Source organism: Aeromonas sp. FL131 (assembly GCF_049860615.1).
GTDB lineage: Bacteria > Pseudomonadota > Gammaproteobacteria > Enterobacterales > Aeromonadaceae > Aeromonas > Aeromonas hydrophila.
In genome coordinates this window covers 3,064,273-3,082,914 of record NZ_CP187595.1, presented here as the reverse complement: position 1 = coordinate 3,082,914, position 18,642 = coordinate 3,064,273, and the positions used below count along the sequence as shown (strand labels likewise).

Here is an 18,642-nt window from a genome sequence, read left to right as displayed (position 1 = left end):
ACTGTACGTAAGATCAGTATAGTTCGTGGTAACTGACTGCTAATCATGGGTAATCAGGTTGAATAATGAGCGCCCTGCCTCTGTGTCGGGCAGGTACTCACTGTGCTCGACTGACTTCACCTGCGCTCTCCCGCTTCCAGAGTTCGAGTTTGTCCGCCCACGCTTGCATCATATCTCGCCGCTCTTCTAGGTAGGTGGCATGGTTGTACGTGCGGCGTACCGAGTTGGGTTCTGCATGGGCAAGTTGCGCCTCTATGGCATCGGGGCGATAGCCCATTTCATTTAAGCGAGTGCTGCCCGTGGTTCTGGTGCCATGCGGGCTGTAGGTGCCGCTCCAGCCCAGCACTTTGAGCGCCTGTCGGATCGAGTGTACCGACATTGGCTTGTTTCGGTCATCCCTGCCGGGAAACAGGTGGATTCTGTCGCCGCTGATAGCATGTAGGCGGTGCAGCATTTGCACAGCCTGGGCCGGTAGTGGAACCACATGCTCGCGGCGGGCTTTCATACGCCGGGCTGGGATCGTCCAAAGCGCTGCGTCGAGATCGAATTCGGTCCATTCCGCCTCTGCCGCCTCGCTCGGTCGTGCCAGTGTCCACCACATCAACTGTATGCAGAAATTGACCTGATAGCCGCAGCGGTGGTTGTCGAAGTCATTGAGCAGCTTGCCGATCTGCGTAGTAGTCAGTGCGGTTTTATGCTGCGTCTTGTTGGCAGGTAGTGCCTTCCGGACAGGCCATACCGGATCGGTATCAGATCAACAAGCGTGTCGTCGGCTGGCTTGAGCACGAGATTGACGCGTGGCTCGAACAAAAGGCCGCTGCCGCCCGCGCCGCCAGCAACAACGCTGTCTATCCCTGATCGCCGCGATCCCGCAGGCCAAGGGTCAGGATTCGACGATGCGCAGCTTGGGCAGCTTGCTGGACGCTGGCGTGGCAGAAGCCACGCCCAAGCGCGATCCGCTGGAGCGGATCAGGCAGAAAGCCGCCGAGGTGATAAAGCAGGCGGAGCAGCACGACGCCGCCCATGCATTGACTCCACGGGTGCGCCACCTGATCGACGAAGCCGTGGAGATGGAGATCGAGCAGGCCCGCAGCGCAGGTGCGACAGGCTACATCGCGCACTTTCTGGCGCAGGCCACGCTCCCCCACACAGACCCCAAGAGCAACTATTTTGAGCGAGGCACTGGCAAGCTGACCCTTTCCATCACAGCCAACCCCAAGTATGGCGTGCCCTATGGCGGGCTGCCGCGCCTGCTGCTGGCGTGGATGTGTACAGAAGCCGTCCGCACTGGCAGTCCAGAGCTATCGCTGGGGCGCTCACAGGCGGAATTCCTGCAAAAACTCGATCTGCACAACGATGGCCGGTACATCGCCCGAGTGCGTGACCAGAGCTTGCGGCTAGTCCGCTCGCTGATCTCCGTCAGCGGCGCGGACGGAGATGCGCTGGGCATCGAAAACATCCTGATCGCCAAGCGGGCGTTCCTCTTCTGGAACACCCGCGATACTGAGCAGCCCGGACTATGGGACAGCTCAATCACCTTGAGCACCGATTTCTTCGAGAGCCAGACCCATGCTCCGGTGCCGATCAGGATGGAGGCACTGCAAGCACTCAAGAAGTCGCCTCTGGCGATGGATATCTACACATGGCTGGTCTACCGCATGTTCAGTCTGAACGTGGCGACAATCAAGGGCGGCAAGCGGCTTGCTCAGGTGCCGTGGGCTGGATTGATGATGCAGTTCGGCTCTGGCTATGCGAATACTCCCAAGGGGCTGGCCAACTTCAAGACGAATTTCCGGCTCCGGTTAAATGAAGCCCTGCTGTTCTATCCCGATGCTCGGAACCACATCGAGGAAACGAAAGAGCACCTGATCCTCACCCCTGCTCGTCTGCACATCACGGCGACCAAGAAGAAGGTATAAGCCTGTGAGTTCTCCAGGTTGTCCACGTGACATCACTAGCAAGGCTGAAAACCCTTGCCAGAACTGGCTTTGGCGGCTTTCCTGCAAGTTGTCCACGTGACATCGCTAGTCATTGGCACGTGACATCACTAGCCGTTTTACGTGACATCGCTAGTCAAGACCGACGTGCGAAATCGCCTGTAAACCCCACTGGGACGGGGATTCAGCAAAATGGAGAGACCGCCCCTAGTAGTTCTGCTTTTAGGCTTTTCTAGTATTTATAAAACCTAGTAGCCGCCGCTCTTCGGCTGTGGGCAATCCTTCGCTCCCTCCGGTCGCTGCGCGTCCGCCCGTGGATAACGGCAAGCCGTTACCCACCGGCCTCCTTACGGCTACTCGTCATTCAAAGAATGACAGGGGCTACTTGGCGTCGGCTGTTTTCAATGTGCCTCCGGCGGCCCTGCCGGGGGCCACTCGCCGCCGTGAGGCTCGGGGAGCAGGGGTGGCGGGCTGCGCCCTTAGTCCCTGCCCCCACTCACACAGGCTGTCCGCTGCGGTTCAGCGTCAAGGGGCCGTGTCCTCGCCCTTCGGGCTGCGGGCCGCACCAACCCCTTGACCCTGCCCCTCCGCTGGAATCTCACCAGAAGCGCCCCGAGTCGCCCGATATGGCGTTTTCTCAGCGGGAGCCGTGCTGACCTACTGCCTGCAACAAAAACGCGCCGTGAGCCGCTCCGGCTGTTTTCTAGCAGAGCCGGTCGTCAAGGTGGGGGTGGCGCAGCCTTCCCAGCCTTGTCGGCTGGCCGACAACGAGCGCAGCGAGGCGTCAGCAAGTAGGGGTCGTCTCAGAAAACGGAAAATAAAGCACGCTAAGGCATAGCCGACCCTGCCAGGCTTGTTCCGCCCTGTAGCGACGCGATCAGCGGGCAGGAAACATTCCCCTTCCGCGCATGGCAGGCGCACACCAGTTCAGACAGCACGGTTTCCATGCGCGCCAGGTCGGCCATCTTTTCGCGCACGTTCTGAAGCTTGTGCTCGGCCAGGCTGCTGGCTTCCTCGCAGTGGGTGCCGTCGTCGAGCCGCAGCAGATCGGCTATTTCATCCAGGCTGAAGCCCAGCCGCTGGGCCGATTTCACGAATCGCACTCGCGTCACATCCGCCGCGCCATAGCGGCGAATGCTGCCGTAAGGCTTATCCGGTTCCGGCAGCAAGCCCTTACGCTGATAGAAGCGGATCGTTTCCACATTGACGCCGGCCGCCTTGGCAAAAACGCCAATGGTCAGGTTCTCTAAATTGTTTTCCATATCGCTTGACTCCGTACATGAGTACGGAAGTAAGGTTACGCTATCCAATTTAAATCCAAAAGGACAAGCGCATGTCTGAACCACAAACTGGGCGCGGCGCGCTCTTCGCCGGCGGGCTGGCCGCCATCCTCGCCTCCGCTTGCTGCCTCGGGCCGCTGGTTCTGATCGCCTTGGGCTTCAGCGGGGCTTGGATCGGCAACCTGACCGTGCTGGAGCCGTATCGCCCGATTTTCATCGGCGCAGCGCTGGTGGCGTTGTTCTTCGCCTGGCGGCGCATCTACCGCCCTGCGCAAGCCTGTAGGCCGGGTGAGGTCTGCGCGATTCCCCAAGTGCGAGCGACCTACAAGCTCATTTTCTGGGTCGTGGCCGTACTGGTTCTGGTCGCGCTCGGATTTCCCTATGTCATGCCATTTTTCTACTGATCGGAGTTCACCATGAAGAAACTGTTTGCCTCCCTCGCCCTCGCCGCCGTTGTTGCCCCCGTGTGGGCCGCTACCCAGACCGTCACGCTGTCCGTACCGGGCATGACGTGCTCGGCCTGTCCGATCACCGTCAAGAAGGCGATTTCCAAGGTCGATGGCGTCAGTAAAGTTGCCGTGACCTTCGAGACCCGCGAAGCGGTGGTCACCTTCGATGATGCCAAGACCAGTGTGCAGAAGCTGACCAAGGCAACCGGGGACGCGGGCTATCCCTCCAGCGTCAAGCAGTGAGCCACTGAACCCGACCCTGGGGCGATCATGGGACTGATCACACGCATTGCCGACAAGGCCGGCGCGCTTGGCAGTGTGGTTTCCGCGATGGGCTGCGCCGCCTGTTTTCCGGCCATCGCCAGCTTGGGCGCGGCCATCGGGCTGGGCTTTCTACAGGAATACGAAGGCTTGTTCATTTTCACGCTGCTGCCGCTGTTCGCCGTCGTCGCTTTGCTGGCGAATGCACTGGGCTGGCTCAGTCATCGGCAATGGCACCGCAGCCTGCTCGGCATGATCGGGCCAGCCATCGTGTTCGCCGGAACCGTCTGGTTGCTTGGCAACTGGTGGACAGCGCGCCTCGTATACACCGGCCTGGCCCTGATGATCGGCGTGTCGATCTGGGACTTGGTTTCACCGGCAAATCGCCGCTGCGGGCCGGATGGCTGCGAACTCCCAGCAAAACACGGCTGACGGCGTGAGCCAGCGGCCAACACAGAAAAGGAACGATGAATGACCACCCTCAAAATCACCGGCATGACTTGCGACTCGTGCGCAGTGCATGTCAAGGAAGCCCTGGAGAAAGTGCCAGGCGTGCAGTCGGCGAATGTCTCATATACCAAGGGCAGCGCCAAGCTCGCCGTCGAGACCGGCACATCGCCGGACGCGTTGACTGCCGCCGTGGCCGGACTCGGTTATCGGGCCACGCTCGCCGACGCGCTCGTGCCTCCGGTGGGCGGCGGCTTGCTCGTCAAGATGCGCGAATGGCTAGGTAGCGGCGACAAGGCTGGTGATGATGGTGGCGGATTGCATATTGCCGTTATCGGCAGCGGCGGCGCGGCGATGGCGGCGGCGCTGAAGGCCGTCGAGCAAGGCGCGCACGTCACCCTGATCGAGCGCGGCACTATTGGCGGCACCTGCGTCAATATCGGCTGCGTGCCGTCCAAGATCATGATCCGCGCTGCTCACATCGCCCACTTGCGTCGAGAAAGCCCGTTCGATGGCGGCATGCCGCCCACACCGCCGACGATCTTGCGCGAGCGGCTGCTGGCCCAGCAGCAGGCGCGCGTCGATGAACTGCGCCACGCCAAATACGAAGGCATCCTGGATGACAATCCCGCCATCTCCGTGCTGCACGGCGAAGCCCGTTTCAAGGACGGCCACAGCCTGACCGTGCAGCTCAATGGCGGCGGCGAGCGTGTGGTGACTTTCGACCGTTGCCTGATCGCCACCGGCGCGAGTCCGGCCGTGCCGCCGATCCCCGGCCTGAAAGACACACCCTACTGGACTTCCACCGAAGCGCTGGTCAGCGACACCATTCCCGAGCGGTTGGCGGTGATCGGCTCATCGGTGGTGGCGCTGGAACTGGCGCAAGCTTTTGCCCGGCTGGGCAGCCAGGTCACGATCCTGGCGCGCAGCACCTTGTTCTTCCGAGAAGACCCGGCCATCGGCGAGGCAATCACGGCGGCGTTCCGCGCCGAAGGGATCGAGGTGCTGGAGCACACCCAGGCCAGCCAGGTCGCGCACGAGGGCGGCGAATTCGTGCTCACCACGGCGCACGGCGAGCTGCGTGCCGACAAACTGCTGGTCGCCACCGGTCGCTCGCCCAACACGCGCAGCCTGGCGCTGGACGCGGCAGGCGTCGCGCTCAACCTGCAAGGCGCTATCGTCATCGACGTCGGCATGCGGACCAGCACGCCGGACATCTACGCGGCCGGCGACTGCACCGACCAGCCTCAGTTCGTCTATGTGGCGGCAGCGGCCGGCACCCGTGCGGCGATCAACATGACGGGCGGTGACGCGGCGCTTAACCTTGCCGCCATGCCTGCCGTGGTGTTCACCGATCCGCAAGTCGCCACCGTGGGCTACAGCGAGGCAGAGGCCCAGCACGACGGGATCGAGACCGACAGTCGCACCTTGACCTTGGACAACGTGCCGCGTGCGCTCGCCAACTTCGACACACGCGGCTTCATCAAGCTGGTCATCGAGGAAGGTAGTGGACGGCTCATCGGCGTACAGGCGGTCGCGCCGGAAGCCGGCGAACTGATCCAGACGGCGGTACTCGCCATCCGTAACCGGATGACCGTGCAGGAACTGGCCGACCAGTTGTTCCCCTATCTGACGATGGTCGAGGGACTGAAGCTCGCGGCGCAGACCTTTAACAAGGATGTGAAGCAGCTTTCCTGCTGCGCCGGGTGAGAAAAAGGAGGTGTTCGATGAACGCCTACACGGTGTCCCGGCTGGCCCTTAATGCCGGGGTGAGCGTGCACATCGTGCGCGACTACCTGCTGCGCGGACTGCTGCGGCCGGTGGCGTGCACCCCTGGCGGCTACGGCCTGTTCGACGATGCGGCCTTGCAACGGCTGTGCTTCGTGCGGGCTGCTTTCGAAGCGGGTATCGGTCTCGACGCGCTGGCGCGGCTGTGCCGGGCGTTGGATACCGCGGACGGCGACGAAGCGGCCGCGCAGCTTGCCGTGCTGCGCCAGTTCGTCGAACGTCGGCGCGAAGCATTGGCCGATCTGGAGGTGCAGTTGGCCACCATGCCGACCGAGCTGGTACAGCATGCGGAGAGTCTGCCATGAACAGCCCCGAGCGCTTGCCGACCGAGACACACAAGCCGTTCACCGGCTACCTGTGGGGCGCGTTGGCCGTGCTCACCTGTCCCTGCCATTTGCCGATTCTCGCTGTGGTGCTCGCGGGGACGACGGCCGGCGCGTTCATCGGGGAGCATTGGGGTATTGCAGCCATCACGCTGACCGGCTTGTTTGTCCTGTCCGTGACGCGGCTGTTGCGGGTCTTCAAGGAAAGATCGTGAGCACATCACTGCCCGCCAGATGGACGGCGACCGAATTGGCGCAGGCGGTTGTGCGCGGGCAGTTTGAGCTGCACTACCAGCCGATTGTCGATTTGCGCAGTGACCAGATTGTCGGTGCGGAAGCCCTGTTGCGCTGGCGTCATCCGCAGCTCGGACTTTTGCCGCCGGGCCAGTTCCTGCCCGTGGTCGAATCGTCCGGCTTGATGCCTGAAATCGGCGCTTGGGTGCTGGGCACCGCCTGCCGCCAGATGCGCGAATGGCGGATGCTGGCATGGCAACCGTTCCGGCTCGCCGTCAATGTTTCGGCGAGCCAGGTAGGACCGGATTTCGACGGGTGGGTAAAGGGCGTGCTGGCTGACGCCGAGTTGCCTGCCGAGTATCTGGAAATTGAGCTGACCGAATCGGTCGCGTTCGGCAATCCGGCGATCTTCCCAGCCCTGGAAGCCTTGCGACAGATCGGTGTGCGCTTCGCTGCCGATGACTTCGGGACGGGGTATTCCTGTCTGCAACACCTGAAGTGCTGCCCGATTACTAAGCTCAAGATCGACCAGTCCTTCGTCGCCGGACTCGCCGACGACCACCGCGACCGGACCATCGTGCACACCGTGATTCAGCTTGCGCACGGGCTGGGAATGGACGTGGTGGCCGAGGGCGTGGAAACGCCGACCAGTCTCGCGCTGTTGCGGCAAGCGGAGTGCGATACGGGGCAAGGCTTCCTGTTCGCCAAGCCAGTGCCGGCGGCGGCATTCGCCGCCTTTGTCAGTCAATGGAGGGGTGCCACCATGAATGCAAATGATCCGACTGCCACCAGTTGCTGCGTGTGCTGCAAGGAAATCCCGCTCGACGCCGCCTTCACACCGGAAGGTGCGGAGTACGTCGAGCGCTTCTGCGGGCTGGAGTGTTATCAACGCTTCCAGGCGCGGGCAAGCAACGCGACCGAAACGAGCGCCGAACTGAACGCTTGCGGTTCGCCGCCGTCAGATTGAGGCATACCCTAACTTGATGTCAGGCAGGGCCGCGCCGCTTCGTCAGAATAGAGTCTGCTTTCCCATTTTTTGACACATGCCCGCGAAGGTTATAGATTTCAGCCTGACAGAAATGGGCTTTGAGGCACAACGGAACAGAAAGTGCACTTAAGCCGCCTTCAACCAAGGAGACATCGTGCAGGGGCACCGCATCGGCTACGTCCGGGTCAGCAGCTTTGACCAGAACCCGGAACGCCAGCTGGAACAAACCCAGGTGAGCAAGGTGTTCACCGACAAGGCATCGGGCAAGGACACCCAGCGCCCCCAGCTCGAAGCGCTGCTGAGCTTCGTCCGCGAAGGCGATACAGTGGTGGTGCACAGCATGGATCGGCTGGCCCGCAACCTCGATGACCTGCGTCGCTTGGTACAGAAGCTGACTCAGCGCGGCGTGCGCATCGAGTTCCTGAAGGAGGGCCTGGTGTTCACTGGCGAGGACTCGCCGATGGCCAACCTGATGCTGTCGGTGATGGGGGCCTTCGCTGAGTTCGAGCGCGCCCTGATCCGCGAGCGGCAGCGTGAGGGCATCGCCTTGGCCAAGCAGCGTGGCGCGTACCGGGGCCGCAAGAAAGCCCTGTCCGATGAGCAGGCTGCTACCCTGCGGCAGCGAGCGACGGCCGGCGAGCCCAAGGCGCAGCTTGCCCGCGAGTTCAACATCAGCCGGGAAACCCTCTACCAGTACCTCCGCACGGACGACTGACACATGCCGCGTCGCTTGATCCTCTCGGCCACGGAGCGGGACACCCTGCTTGCGCTGCCGGAAAGCCAGGATGACCTGATCCGCTACTACACCTTCAACGACTCCGACCTGTCGCTGATCCGCCAGCGACGCGGCGACGCCAACCGCCTCGGCTTCGCCGTGCAGCTCTGCCTGCTGCGCTACCCCGGTTACGCGCTGGGAACCGACAGCGAGCTGCCCGAGCCGGTCATCCTGTGGGTGGCGAAGCAAGTCCAGGCCGAGCCGGCGAGCTGGGCAAAGTACGGCGAGCGCGACGTGACCCGTCGCGAGCATGCCCAGGAACTGCGCACCTACCTGCAACTGGCCCCGTTCGGCCTGTCCGACTTCCGCGCCCTGGTGCGCGAGCTAACCGAGCTGGCCCAGCAGACCGACAAAGGCTTGCTGCTGGCCGGTCAGGCCCTGGAGAGCCTACGGCAGAAACGACGCATCCTGCCGGCGCTGAGCGTGATTGACCGGGCCTGCTCGGAAGCCATTGCGCGAGCCAATCGGCGGGTCTACCGCGCCCTGGTCGAACCACTCACGGACTCGCATCGGGCCAAGCTGGACGAGCTGTTGAAGCTCAAGGCCGGCAGCAGCATCACCTGGTTGACCTGGCTGCGCCAGGCACCGCTGAAACCCAACTCTCGGCACATGCTGGAACACATCGAGCGGCTGAAGACATTTCAGTTGGTGGACTTGCCCGAAGGCCTGGGCCGGCACATCCACCAGAACCGCCTGCTCAAGCTGGCCCGCGAGGGTGGGCAGATGACGCCCAAAGACCTCGGTAAGTTCGAGCCGCAGCGCCGCTACGCGACCCTGGCCGCCGTGGTGCTGGAGAGCACCGCGACCGTGATCGATGAGCTGGTCGATCTGCATGACCGCATCCTGGTCAAGCTGTTCAGCGGCGCGAAGCACAAGCATCAGCAGCAGTTCCAGAAGCAGGGCAAGGCGATCAACGACAAGGTGCGCCTGTACTCCAGGATCGGCCAGGCGCTGCTGGAAGCGAAGGAAAGCGGCAGCGACCCCTATGCCGCCATCGAGGCGGTGATTCCCTGGGACGAGTTCACCGAGAGCGTCAGCGAGGCCGAGCTGCTGGCCCGGCCGGAAGGCTTCGACCACCTGCACCTGGTCGGCGAGAACTTCGCCACCCTGCGCCGTTACACGCCGGCCTTGCTGGAGGTGCTGGAACTGCGCGCCGCGCCGGCCGCGCAAGGCGTGCTGGCAGCCGTGCAGACCCTGCGTGAGATGAACGCCGACAACCTGCGCAAGGTGCCGGCCGATGCACCCACGGCCTTCATCAAGCCGCGCTGGAAGCCGCTGGTGATCACCCCGGAAGGCCTCGACCGGAAATTCTACGAAATCTGCGCCCTGTCCGAGCTGAAGAACGCCCTGCGCTCCGGCGACATCTGGGTCAAGGGCTCGCGGCAGTTCCGCGACTTCGACGACTACCTGCTGCCGGCCGAGAAGTTCGCCGCACTCAAGCGCGAGCAGGCCCTGCCCCTGGCGATCAACCCGAACAGCGACCAGTACCTGGAAGAGCGTTTGCAGCTGCTGGACGAGCAGTTGGCCACCGTCACCCGCCTGGCCAAGGACAACGAGCTGCCCGATGCCATCCTCACCGAGTCAGGGCTGAAAATCACCCCGCTGGATGCGGCGGTGCCGGATCGGGCGCAGGCGCTGATCGACCAAACCAGCCAGTTACTGCCGCGCATCAAGATCACCGAACTGCTGATGGACGTGGACGACTGGACGGGCTTCAGCCGCCACTTCACCCACTTGAAGGACGGGGCCGAGGCCAAAGACAGGACGTTGCTGCTGTCCGCAATCCTCGGTGATGCGATCAACCTCGGGCTGACCAAGATGGCCGAGTCGAGCCCCGGCCTGACCTACGCCAAGCTGTCCTGGCTGCAAGCCTGGCACATCCGCGACGAAACCTATTCGGCGGCCTTGGCCGAGCTGGTCAACCACCAGTATCGCCACGCCTTTGCCGCCCACTGGGGCGACGGCACGACCTCATCCTCCGATGGCCAGCGCTTCCGCGCGGGTGGCCGGGGCGAGAGCACCGGGCACGTCAACCCGAAGTACGGTAGCGAGCCGGGACGGCTGTTCTATACCCATATCTCCGACCAGTACGCGCCGTTCAGCACCCGCGTGGTGAATGTCGGCGTCCGCGATTCCACCTATGTGCTCGACGGCCTGCTGTACCACGAGTCCGACCTGCGGATCGAGGAGCACTACACCGACACGGCCGGCTTCACCGATCACGTCTTTGCCCTGATGCACCTGCTAGGCTTCCGCTTCGCGCCGCGCATCCGCGACCTCGGCGAAACCAAGCTGTACGTGCCGCAGGGCGTGCAAGCCTACCCGACGTTGCGCCCGCTGATCGGCGGCACCCTGAACATCAAGCACGTGCGTGCCCACTGGGACGACATCCTGCGCCTGGCCAGCTCGATCAAGCAGGGCACCGTCACCGCCTCGCTGATGCTGCGCAAGCTCGGCAGCTACCCGCGCCAGAACGGACTGGCCGTGGCCCTGCGCGAGCTGGGCCGGATCGAGCGCACGCTGTTCATCCTGGACTGGCTGCAAAGTGTTGAACTGCGCCGCCGCGTGCATGCCGGCCTGAACAAAGGTGAGGCGCGCAACTCGCTGGCCAGGGCGGTGTTCTTCAACCGCCTTGGGGAAATCAGGGATCGGAGCTTCGAGCAGCAGCGCTACCGGGCCAGCGGCCTCAACCTGGTGACGGCGGCTATCGTGCTGTGGAACACGGTGTACCTGGAACGCGCCACCCAGGGGTTGGTCGAGGCCGGCAAGCCGGTGGACGGCGAGCTGCTGCAATTCCTGTCGCCGCTGGGCTGGGAGCACATCAACCTAACCGGCGATCATGTACAGAACCTTAAGCGGCAAGCGAATTAATAATACCGTCTAACGTGTTGTTTTGCTTGGATTTTCTCTGCCTACTCTTTTTGCCGTTTTTGGATAAATACACCATTGCCCACTCCAACTTCTCTGTTATTTCCTGCCACGCACCATGGATGATGCTCGCCAATATCGGCATTAACCAAAGCGCGCTGTTTTTGGCAATCTTCAGCATCGATAACTCCGCGCTGCCAATCAGCGTCAGCGCCAGCCGACGTTTGACCAGCAAGGCCAGCAAACTAGCCCAGATCAAGCCTTCCGCTATCGCTTTTTGTCGTGTCGCGAACGCCTTCAACCGGTTATGTGATTTCAGCTCTTTGAACAACAGTTCGATCTGCCAACAGCAACGATACAATGCCATCACCTTCTCGGCTGGCCATCGCTCACGCGGAAGATTGGTCATCCATATACAGAACCGTTTTTCCTCTGCAAACCAACGTCTTATGAGTCGATATTTATACTTTCCCGAACTCACATCCAGATCCAGAACCTCGGCTCTGCAGCTTCTCCGATCGATATCCTTGAGCTTTTTTCCGAGTAACTTGGGCATTTCCCTGCCGTCCTGTCGGTAAGCTGCCTGTACTTTGGGATTGAGATTTTGACTCCCTCTGACCAGATAGCTTCCTTTGGCTTTGGTCACATCAGCAAAGTACTCGCGGCTGATGTAACCGGCATCCGCCAATAACAGTTTGTTATTTAACGAATTTGCGGCCGGAAGATGCTTGCGCTCCGATTCGGTATCCGCCGTGATACTCATCGATATCGGCGACTGGTCCAGCAAGGACATGGTCATATGACACTCTACCGCAGCGGGGCTGTGCTTATTGAATCGGCCCGGGAAATGTTCTGCCAATTGCGGATGTAACGCGAATGACGACCCGTCCTGCAGCAGTACCTGCTCAAAGCCTGCCAGTCCGTGGGCGTCCGGTAGACACTCCTTGAGGCGTAAGGCGATGGCTCGTTCAACCAGTGCGCGCATGAACAAGGGAAAACCCTGCTTGCGTAACTGGTTGTGAAAGGGTTTATACGCTATTTGGTCAGTATCATGGAGCTGCAACGCATTGAAATGGCGATGCAAACCAGCAATACCATCCACCTTGTCGCAACCAAGCCCTGAGAGCAGAGCCGGGAGTAGTCTCGCAGGCTGGATATCCCGGAGTCGCTGACAAAAACCGGTAAATTTACCGATCCGGTTGAGTTCAGAAGAGCTAAGAAGTTGCTTGAGGTACTGGGTTGCATTGATAATAGTCATGGCTTCGGGCGTGTCGGTTTTTTTTTGCGATTAAATCAGATCACAAACGAAGCCTTTTTTCTATCTATTTCAATTGGTTGTAGCTAAAGATCCTGTACATGACAGGTCACTGCAGCGGCCAAACTGTTGCCACATCTCAGTTCAGGAGGAAACGCAATGACTCAGGAAAGGATCCAGACCCGCTACCCACTCGGCGGCCCCTTCGCCACCCAGGCTGAGCTGGAGCAGGCCATCACCCAGGCCATAACGACCCACAGACAAGATTTCTTCCCTCTGCTGGAACGGCTGGTGGACGTGGGGGACACCCGGGTCAACCTCAGTCAGGAGAACCCGCTGCGGGTGCTCAGCATCGAACTCGCTGACGGCCGTGAAGGAGTGGCCCATATCAACTACGAGTCCAACTTCGCCGAGAGCTGCCTGATTATCAACGAATACGACCAGCACCAGACCAGCCTGGCCTTTCGCCTCGACGGGGATGCACTTATCTTCGACGTCGAACTGCCGATCGCGTGGAATTTCAATAACTGAAGATTCAGCGGTGTAATGCCGCCTGGTTGCTACACCCGGTCAGCCAGCTCCCCTCACCCTAACCCTCTCCCAAAGGGAGAGGGGATCAGCCCGTGCCAACCTCCAGCCGTGGTAGTCACTCCATACTCTGCTGTTATTTCAGGCGCCTGTAATCTTCCCCATATGGCTGTCATCTGAATAGCAATATCCAGCATATAGCCACCATAACCCTCACTCATGTACAGGATCTTTAGCGGCAACCAATTGAAATAGATATAAAAAAGGCTTCGTTTGTGATCTGATTTTATCGCCAAACAAAATCAACACGCGCGAAGCCTATGACTATTATCAACGCTAATTACTATCTGGAGCAACTCTTGGCTCCCGCCGCACTCGAGCGCATTGCTCGGCTCTGCAAGTTTTGTCTGCGTCAGCGTGCCATTACCCCAGCCATGCTCGTACCTGCACTGCTGCGGGCCATGGGAGGCGACCAGGTCAATGACATTGCCGGTTTACACCGCCATTTCAATGCCTTGCAACTGGTAAACACCCATCAGGTTTCTTACAAACCGTTTCACAATCAGCTGCGCAAAGAGAGCTTTGCCCTGTTTATGAAAGCCCTGGTCGAGCGGGCCATCGCCTTGCGTATCGACCATCAACTCAAAGCAGCCTCCCTCGGCGCGTTCAAGCAGGTGTTACTGCACGATGGCACCTCCTTTGCGGTGCATCGGCGCCTTGCTGCTGATTTTCCCGGCCGGTTCAAGACCATCAGTCCGGCAGCTATCGAGTGCCATATGACCATGTCACTGTCGGAGCAGAGCCCGTTGTGCATGAGTGTGTCTGCCGATACCGCAGGGGAACGGCAATTTCTGCCTGAAGCCCACACGCTGACCAACTGCCTGCTGCTGGCTGACGCAGGTTACATTGACAGGGCTTGGTTTGAGCAGGTGAACGACGCTGGCGGATTTTATCTGGTGCGCGGCACGAAAAGCCTGAACCCCAAGATAATCCAAGCCTGGCGCGGTGATGGACGGGAAGTACCCAAGCTGGCGGGACTATCTCTGAGAGAGGCCGGACGGCGACGCTGTCGGGCCGAGGTACTGGATATGGTGGTGAAGTCCGGCCAGGTCGAGTACCGGTTGATCCGGCGCTGGTTTGCTGAGGAAAAGCGGTTCTGTCTGTGGATGACGAACCTACCGCGAGCAGCATGGTCAGCAGAGCAGGTGATGAGCCTGTATCGCTGCCGTTGGCAGGTGGAGTTGTTATTTAAAGAGTGGAAATCGCACAACCGGCTCAAGGGGTTTGTGACGGGCGAGAAAGCGATTGCCGAGGGGTTGGTGTGGACGAGCCTGCTGTCGCTGGTGATGAAGAGACGGGTCGCGCAGAGTGTGATGAGTGGGGCGCTATCGATGCTGAAAGCGTCGAAGAACAGTGCGACGTGGTGGCTACCGCTATTGGAAGCAGTGGCCCATAGGGCGCTGACAGAAATAAGGGAAAGATTGGAATGGGCTGCCGATTATTTGGCCAAGAACGCCTGCCGAACCAAGCAGAGAAAGTCGATACAGAACAGGACCTTGGAAGGCGTTTTAAATGGACTCGCCGCTTAAGGTCCTGTACATGAACCGGCGATTACGTCTGGCGGCAGAGCCGCAGACTGGAAGACGGGAAGTTTCGGCCCTTACGGATGCCCGGAAAACCTTAGCGTACGATTTTTTCCGAATTCTGCGGGCTCCCCTATTAGCGTAGAGAAAAGTGTTGGACCATTTTGAGTCGTGGTTATGCGTGAAGACTATAGCGTCAGTCCAGTATGATTTCCCAATACCCTGTAGCTATAGTTTCGATAGCTTCGAATCGGCATTGCAGGCGTATCCCCGTCAGCGGATTTCGAGCGGACGCCGTCGCTTGCCAACGTTGGTGTGAGACCGGCGGGCGAGATCGCCCCTGCCAACGCGACCGCTGAGAGGTCGACTCCTCAACCGCTTGGGCGCTTATCGCCTCCATCCGGATGCTCACCCGCCGAACAGCAATAAACCGCTATTTTCGATAAACTTCTGAATCCGGCTCCGAGGTATGGAAACTATGTCGTACCGCTATTGGATATGTTGCGCGCATACCTTCATAGTCTGACACGCGAAATCTTTAAATCCTGAGTATATTTCGGAAGAAATTTCGATCTGATCGATAAGACTTCAGGATACAGCAAGCTGGAGACACCGATGAAAGCCGTTGGTTACAAGGTTCCGGGACCCATCGCCGAGGACGCCTCTCTGGTCGACATTGATCTGCCTCGGCCTGTCGCTGAAGGAGGCGATATCCTGGTTGAGGTGAAGGCTGTCTCGGTCAACCCGGTCGACTACAAAATCCGCAGCAGCACGCCGCCCGCTGATGGCGATTGGAAAGTGCTGGGATGGGATGCGGCCGGGATCGTGCAAGAGGTCGGCCCCGACGTGACGCAGTTCGCGGTAGGCGACGAGGTCTATTATGCCGGATCGCTCATAAGGCCTGGCACCAATGCGGAGTTCCATCTCGTCGACGCCCGGATCGTCGGTCGTAAACCCGCGTCGCTCGACTGGGCGGAAGCGGCGGCGCTGCCACTCACGACGTTGACGGCCTGGGAAGCCATGTTCGATCGCCTGGACGTGACGAAGCCCGTTCCCGGGGCGGCGGCGATCCTCATCATCGGTGGTGCGGGTGGGGTCGGGTCGATCGCCATCCAGATCGCTCGACAGCGCACGGATCTCATCGTCATCTCCACCGCCTCTCGGCCGGAAACCCAGGAGTGGGTTAAAGGGCTTGGGGCTCATCATGTCATCGACCACTCTCGGCCGCTCGCGCCACAGATTGCCGAGCTCAACATCGGCGCTCCCGCTTTCGTGTTCTCGACCACGCATACCGAGCAGCATGCATCCGACATCGCCGAACTGATCGCCCCGCAAGGACGGTTCGGATTCATCGACGATCCCAAGGCGCTCGACGTCATGCTGTTCAAGCGCAAGGCAGTGTCGATCCACCACGAGCTGATGTTCACACGGTCGCTCTACGGCACGCCCGACATGGATGAGCAGGGCAAGATCCTCAATTCGCTGGCGGTGCTGGTGGACGACGGCAAAATTCGCACGACGCTAACCGAAAAATTGTCGCCAATTAATGCCGCCAATCTGAAGACGGTGCACGCACTGATCGAAAGTGGCGCGGCAAGAGGCAAGATTGTCCTCGAAGGCTTCTGATGACTGCCACCGCCGAACGTCTTTTCTAACCTCAAGAACGCCGGACGGATTACGCCACGGCGAAGGAAATTTCATGACGAAATCCATTGCCACCGCCTCGATCAACCGCGAAACCGCCGTCGCCCTCATCGACGCGGCGATCGCCGCGGCACGTACAATCGGCATCCCGGCTGCGGTCGCCGTCGTCGACGCCACCGGTAACCTGCGCGCGTTCGAGCGCACTGATGACGCGCCGTTTCTCACCGTCGATGTTGCCATCGACAAGGCTTGGAGTTCCGCCTCGTTTGGGTACCCCACCCATGTCTGGAACGACTATGTTTCGAACGATCCAAAAGTGGCGCCGCTGGCCTATCGCCCCCGGATGGTCGCTGTCGGCGGAGGCTATCCGATCCTGGAAGACGGGAAGTTGATCGGCGGGATCGGCATCTCCGGAGGCAACTATCAGCAGGATCAGGATGCGTGCGTCGAGGCACTCACGAAAATCGGGTTCGAGCTGCCAGCCTGACGACTTTAAGGCCATCGCCAGCGGCGGTGGCCTGCAGATGCGACCTTATGAAAGACTTTAAGATGGAAGCGTTCGTCGTCTTCACCCGCGAAGAAACCACCGATCCGGAAGAACTCGCAACCTATTCTGCAGGCGTCGGCCCATCGTTCGATGGCCACGACGTAACCTTTCTCGCCGCTTATGGCGCGATGGAGCATTTGGAGGGGCCGCCCGTCGAAGGGGCCGTAATTTTGCGGTTCCCGACGATGCAGGCCGCCCGTGATTGGTATCATAGCCCCGCCTACCAAACCATCGCTGCGCACCGTTTTGCCGGTTCCCGCTATCGCGCCTTTGTCATTGAGGGGCGGCGGTGACACACCGACGGAAGAACGGCGGGGCTGGCCACGAGGTATCGGTCGGCGAACTCGCATCCTACAACCTGTAGGGGATCAAGGCGGTGAGGTTCGCGTGCCATCGCCACACGCGACCACTCATCGGACTTCTGCATCGGAATTGGAGGATCAGATGAGCGTCGACGAACGACAAGCCCCCGAGCTGCGGGTGCAGAGATGGATTGGCGCGGATGGAGAAAGCATCGCGCCGCTCAAGCTGTCGGATCTCGGCACCGGCCCGAAAGTCCTCTTCGCCTTCCAGCACTGGTGCCGTGGCTGCCATTTGCATGGATTTCCGACGCTACAAAGGTTGCATGGTGCATTGAGCGCCAAGGGCGTGGGCTTCGCGGTGATCCAGACCGTCTTCGAAGGAGCGGATGAGAACACCTTCGAGAAGCTGCGCGTGAACCAGCTCAAGTATGCGCTTCCTGTCGCGTTCGGTCAGGACGAGCCACCTGCCGGCGCGACGCTTCCCACCTTCATGGAGGACTACCGCACGCGGGGAACGCCCTGGTTCTCCGTGATGGACGCTGGCGGCCGCATCGTATTCTCGGACTTCCATCTCGACGCCGATCAGCTCGTGAAGGGACTGGAGCTGGTGTAACCGATGCGGCGCTGGGTCATCCTGATTGCCACCCATCTCGCGATGCTCGCCATGGGCTTCGCGGGCGGTGTCTACACGCTGCCGATCCTGACCGCCCCCCAGGCCCCGGACGCGGCGGCCTTGCGGACCATCTCAGCCGAGACGCTCTACGCAGGGCGTCTGGCCCGCGATCTCAAAGGCAGCGACCTGCTTCACTGGGGGGAAGGCGAGATCCGGGTCTCGCGCGACCGTATCGCCCATATCGGGCGCCTCGCCCCTGGTCCCGACTACAAGCTCTACCTCGCACCACGTTTCGTCGACACGAAGGAGGCCTTTCTCCTAATCAAGGACAGATCAGTCCGCGTGGGCGATGTGAAGACGTTCAACGGCTTCATCGTCGAGGTGCCTGCCGGCATCGATGTCCGTGACTACAACACGGTCGTCATCTGGTGCGAAGCATTCGACCAGTTCATCAGTGCGGCAGAGTATCAACCCTCAAGTCAGGCCCGAGAACGAGCCCGGCGATGGATACCATGAGGTCGGCGGGCAAGCGCGGCCTCGTTCTCGCGCCGGTGGCGGCGCTGCTGCTGAGCGTCGCCGCTCTGCTGCTGGGCAATGGCCTGCTGAGCACGCTCCTGATCGTGAGAGCCGGCCATAAGGGGTTCTCGACCGGCGCGATCAGCGCGATGATGTCCTTCTATTTCGCGGGTTTCACGATCGGCGCGCTCGTGTTGCCACCGATCATCGTCTCCGTGGGACATGTCAGAACCTTCGCCGGCTTCGCGGCCATTGCCTCGATGACCGCCCTTCTCCATGTGGCGTTCGTGGAGCCGATCGCCTG

Annotated in this window: 20 protein-coding genes; 17 read left to right on the top strand and 3 right to left on the bottom strand. The window is 60.9% G+C overall.

What is annotated here, in order from left to right; translation table 11 throughout:
- Window positions 1-97: 97 nt before the first annotated feature.
- Window positions 98-685 (bottom strand): tyrosine-type recombinase/integrase, encoded by a 588-nt coding sequence (locus ACPW75_RS14235; protein ID WP_256821948.1) that lies wholly within the window; start codon window positions 683-685, stop codon window positions 98-100.
- Between the two features lie 112 nt (window positions 686-797).
- On the opposite strand from ACPW75_RS14235, the gene ACPW75_RS14230 reads away from it, so the two are divergent.
- Complete coding sequence (locus tag ACPW75_RS14230; RefSeq protein WP_256821945.1) at window positions 798-1,919, top strand: replication protein RepA; 1,122 nt, start codon at window positions 798-800, stop codon at window positions 1,917-1,919.
- A gap of 845 nt (window positions 1,920-2,764) precedes the next feature.
- On the opposite strand, the gene merR is transcribed toward ACPW75_RS14230, so the two are convergent.
- Window positions 2,765-3,199 carry an Hg(II)-responsive transcriptional regulator gene (gene merR / locus ACPW75_RS14225; protein ID WP_021138749.1) on the bottom strand — a complete coding sequence of 145 codons (435 nt, stop codon included), beginning with the start codon at window positions 3,197-3,199 and terminating at the stop codon, window positions 2,765-2,767.
- A 71-nt stretch (window positions 3,200-3,270) separates the two neighbouring features.
- On the opposite strand from merR, the gene merT reads away from it, so the two are divergent.
- From merT to ACPW75_RS14180, 9 genes are all read left to right on the top strand, one after another.
- Entirely contained in the window at window positions 3,271-3,621 is a 351-nt protein-coding gene (merT, locus tag ACPW75_RS14220; RefSeq protein ID WP_021138750.1) for a mercuric ion transporter MerT, read from the top strand.
- A 12-nt stretch (window positions 3,622-3,633) separates the two neighbouring features.
- On the top strand, window positions 3,634-3,909 hold the full coding sequence (gene merP / locus ACPW75_RS14215) for a mercury resistance system periplasmic binding protein MerP (protein ID WP_021138751.1): 276 nt from the start codon (window positions 3,634-3,636) through the stop codon (window positions 3,907-3,909).
- Window positions 3,910-3,936: 27 nt separating this feature from the next.
- Window positions 3,937-4,359 (top strand): organomercurial transporter MerC, encoded by a 423-nt coding sequence (merC, locus tag ACPW75_RS14210; RefSeq protein WP_004636756.1) that lies wholly within the window; start codon window positions 3,937-3,939, stop codon window positions 4,357-4,359.
- A gap of 39 nt (window positions 4,360-4,398) precedes the next feature.
- Entirely contained in the window at window positions 4,399-6,084 is a 1,686-nt protein-coding gene (gene merA, locus ACPW75_RS14205; RefSeq protein WP_021138752.1) for a mercury(II) reductase, read from the top strand.
- Window positions 6,085-6,101: 17 nt separating this feature from the next.
- The gene (merD, locus tag ACPW75_RS14200) at window positions 6,102-6,467 is read left to right on the top strand and encodes a mercury resistance co-regulator MerD (RefSeq protein WP_021138753.1); all 366 of its coding nucleotides are present in this window, start codon (window positions 6,102-6,104) and stop codon (window positions 6,465-6,467) included.
- Complete coding sequence (gene merE / locus ACPW75_RS14195; protein ID WP_021138754.1) at window positions 6,464-6,700, top strand: broad-spectrum mercury transporter MerE; 237 nt, start codon at window positions 6,464-6,466, stop codon at window positions 6,698-6,700. Before merD ends, merE begins: the two co-directional genes overlap by 4 nt.
- Window positions 6,697-7,686 carry a DUF3330 domain-containing protein gene (locus tag ACPW75_RS14190; RefSeq protein WP_024552207.1) on the top strand — a complete coding sequence of 330 codons (990 nt, stop codon included), beginning with the start codon at window positions 6,697-6,699 and terminating at the stop codon, window positions 7,684-7,686. Before merE ends, ACPW75_RS14190 begins: the two co-directional genes overlap by 4 nt.
- A 175-nt stretch (window positions 7,687-7,861) precedes the next feature.
- Complete coding sequence (locus ACPW75_RS14185; protein WP_001161490.1) at window positions 7,862-8,422, top strand: recombinase family protein; 561 nt, start codon at window positions 7,862-7,864, stop codon at window positions 8,420-8,422.
- Window positions 8,423-8,425: 3 nt separating this feature from the next.
- Window positions 8,426-11,353: a Tn3-like element TnAs1 family transposase gene (locus ACPW75_RS14180; RefSeq protein ID WP_060415506.1), complete on the top strand. Its 2,928-nt coding sequence runs from the start codon at window positions 8,426-8,428 to the stop codon at window positions 11,351-11,353.
- On the opposite strand, the gene ACPW75_RS14175 is transcribed toward ACPW75_RS14180, so the two are convergent.
- Window positions 11,334-12,608 carry an IS4-like element ISApu2 family transposase gene (locus ACPW75_RS14175; protein ID WP_323061033.1) on the bottom strand — a complete coding sequence of 425 codons (1,275 nt, stop codon included), beginning with the start codon at window positions 12,606-12,608 and terminating at the stop codon, window positions 11,334-11,336. The genes ACPW75_RS14180 and ACPW75_RS14175 overlap by 20 nt on opposite strands.
- A gap of 156 nt (window positions 12,609-12,764) precedes the next feature.
- Between ACPW75_RS14175 and ACPW75_RS14170 the strand changes: the two genes are divergently transcribed.
- The 7 genes from ACPW75_RS14170 (at window position 12,765) to ACPW75_RS14140 (ending at window position 18,338) form a co-directional block, all read left to right on the top strand.
- Window positions 12,765-13,136, top strand: coding sequence for a hypothetical protein (locus ACPW75_RS14170; RefSeq protein ID WP_004099020.1), 372 nt, complete (start codon window positions 12,765-12,767; stop codon window positions 13,134-13,136).
- 317 nt (window positions 13,137-13,453) lie between these two features.
- A complete protein-coding gene (locus tag ACPW75_RS14165) occupies window positions 13,454-14,722 on the top strand; it encodes an IS4-like element ISApu1 family transposase (RefSeq protein WP_011191342.1) in 1,269 nt (422 codons plus the stop codon).
- Window positions 14,723-15,331: 609 nt separating this feature from the next.
- Window positions 15,332-16,342, top strand: coding sequence for a zinc-binding alcohol dehydrogenase family protein (locus ACPW75_RS14160; protein WP_011191343.1), 1,011 nt, complete (start codon window positions 15,332-15,334; stop codon window positions 16,340-16,342).
- 73 nt (window positions 16,343-16,415) lie between these two features.
- Entirely contained in the window at window positions 16,416-16,847 is a 432-nt protein-coding gene (locus ACPW75_RS14155; RefSeq protein WP_004357630.1) for a GlcG/HbpS family heme-binding protein, read from the top strand.
- A gap of 62 nt (window positions 16,848-16,909) precedes the next feature.
- Window positions 16,910-17,200 carry a DUF1330 domain-containing protein gene (locus tag ACPW75_RS14150; RefSeq protein ID WP_011191344.1) on the top strand — a complete coding sequence of 97 codons (291 nt, stop codon included), beginning with the start codon at window positions 16,910-16,912 and terminating at the stop codon, window positions 17,198-17,200.
- A gap of 151 nt (window positions 17,201-17,351) precedes the next feature.
- Window positions 17,352-17,822 (top strand): TlpA family protein disulfide reductase, encoded by a 471-nt coding sequence (locus tag ACPW75_RS14145; RefSeq protein ID WP_011191345.1) that lies wholly within the window; start codon window positions 17,352-17,354, stop codon window positions 17,820-17,822.
- Between the two features lie 3 nt (window positions 17,823-17,825).
- Window positions 17,826-18,338 (top strand): DM13 domain-containing protein, encoded by a 513-nt coding sequence (locus ACPW75_RS14140; protein WP_004357637.1) that lies wholly within the window; start codon window positions 17,826-17,828, stop codon window positions 18,336-18,338.
- The last annotated feature ends 304 nt before the right edge of the window (window positions 18,339-18,642 follow it).

Bases quoted from the DNA above. Each gene is read 5' to 3' on its own strand.
- merD (WP_021138753.1), top strand. From the start codon at position 6,102: ATGAACGCCTACACGGTGTCCCGGCTGGCCCTTAATGCCGGGGTGAGC.
- ACPW75_RS14140 (WP_004357637.1), top strand. From the start codon at position 17,826: ATGCGGCGCTGGGTCATCCTGATTGCCACCCATCTCGCGATGCTCGCC.
- ACPW75_RS14175 (WP_323061033.1), bottom strand. From the start codon at position 12,608: ATGACTATTATCAATGCAACCCAGTACCTCAAGCAACTTCTTAGCTCT.
- ACPW75_RS14155 (WP_004357630.1), top strand. From the start codon at position 16,416: ATGACGAAATCCATTGCCACCGCCTCGATCAACCGCGAAACCGCCGTC.
- merE (WP_021138754.1), top strand. From the start codon at position 6,464: ATGAACAGCCCCGAGCGCTTGCCGACCGAGACACACAAGCCGTTCACC.
- ACPW75_RS14170 (WP_004099020.1), top strand. From the start codon at position 12,765: ATGACTCAGGAAAGGATCCAGACCCGCTACCCACTCGGCGGCCCCTTC.
- merT (WP_021138750.1), top strand. From the start codon at position 3,271: ATGTCTGAACCACAAACTGGGCGCGGCGCGCTCTTCGCCGGCGGGCTG.
- merP (WP_021138751.1), top strand. From the start codon at position 3,634: ATGAAGAAACTGTTTGCCTCCCTCGCCCTCGCCGCCGTTGTTGCCCCC.
- merC (WP_004636756.1), top strand. From the start codon at position 3,937: ATGGGACTGATCACACGCATTGCCGACAAGGCCGGCGCGCTTGGCAGT.
- ACPW75_RS14160 (WP_011191343.1), top strand. From the start codon at position 15,332: ATGAAAGCCGTTGGTTACAAGGTTCCGGGACCCATCGCCGAGGACGCC.
- merR (WP_021138749.1), bottom strand. From the start codon at position 3,199: ATGGAAAACAATTTAGAGAACCTGACCATTGGCGTTTTTGCCAAGGCG.
- ACPW75_RS14180 (WP_060415506.1), top strand. From the start codon at position 8,426: ATGCCGCGTCGCTTGATCCTCTCGGCCACGGAGCGGGACACCCTGCTT.
- merA (WP_021138752.1), top strand. From the start codon at position 4,399: ATGACCACCCTCAAAATCACCGGCATGACTTGCGACTCGTGCGCAGTG.
- ACPW75_RS14165 (WP_011191342.1), top strand. From the start codon at position 13,454: ATGACTATTATCAACGCTAATTACTATCTGGAGCAACTCTTGGCTCCC.
- ACPW75_RS14150 (WP_011191344.1), top strand. From the start codon at position 16,910: ATGGAAGCGTTCGTCGTCTTCACCCGCGAAGAAACCACCGATCCGGAA.
- ACPW75_RS14145 (WP_011191345.1), top strand. From the start codon at position 17,352: ATGAGCGTCGACGAACGACAAGCCCCCGAGCTGCGGGTGCAGAGATGG.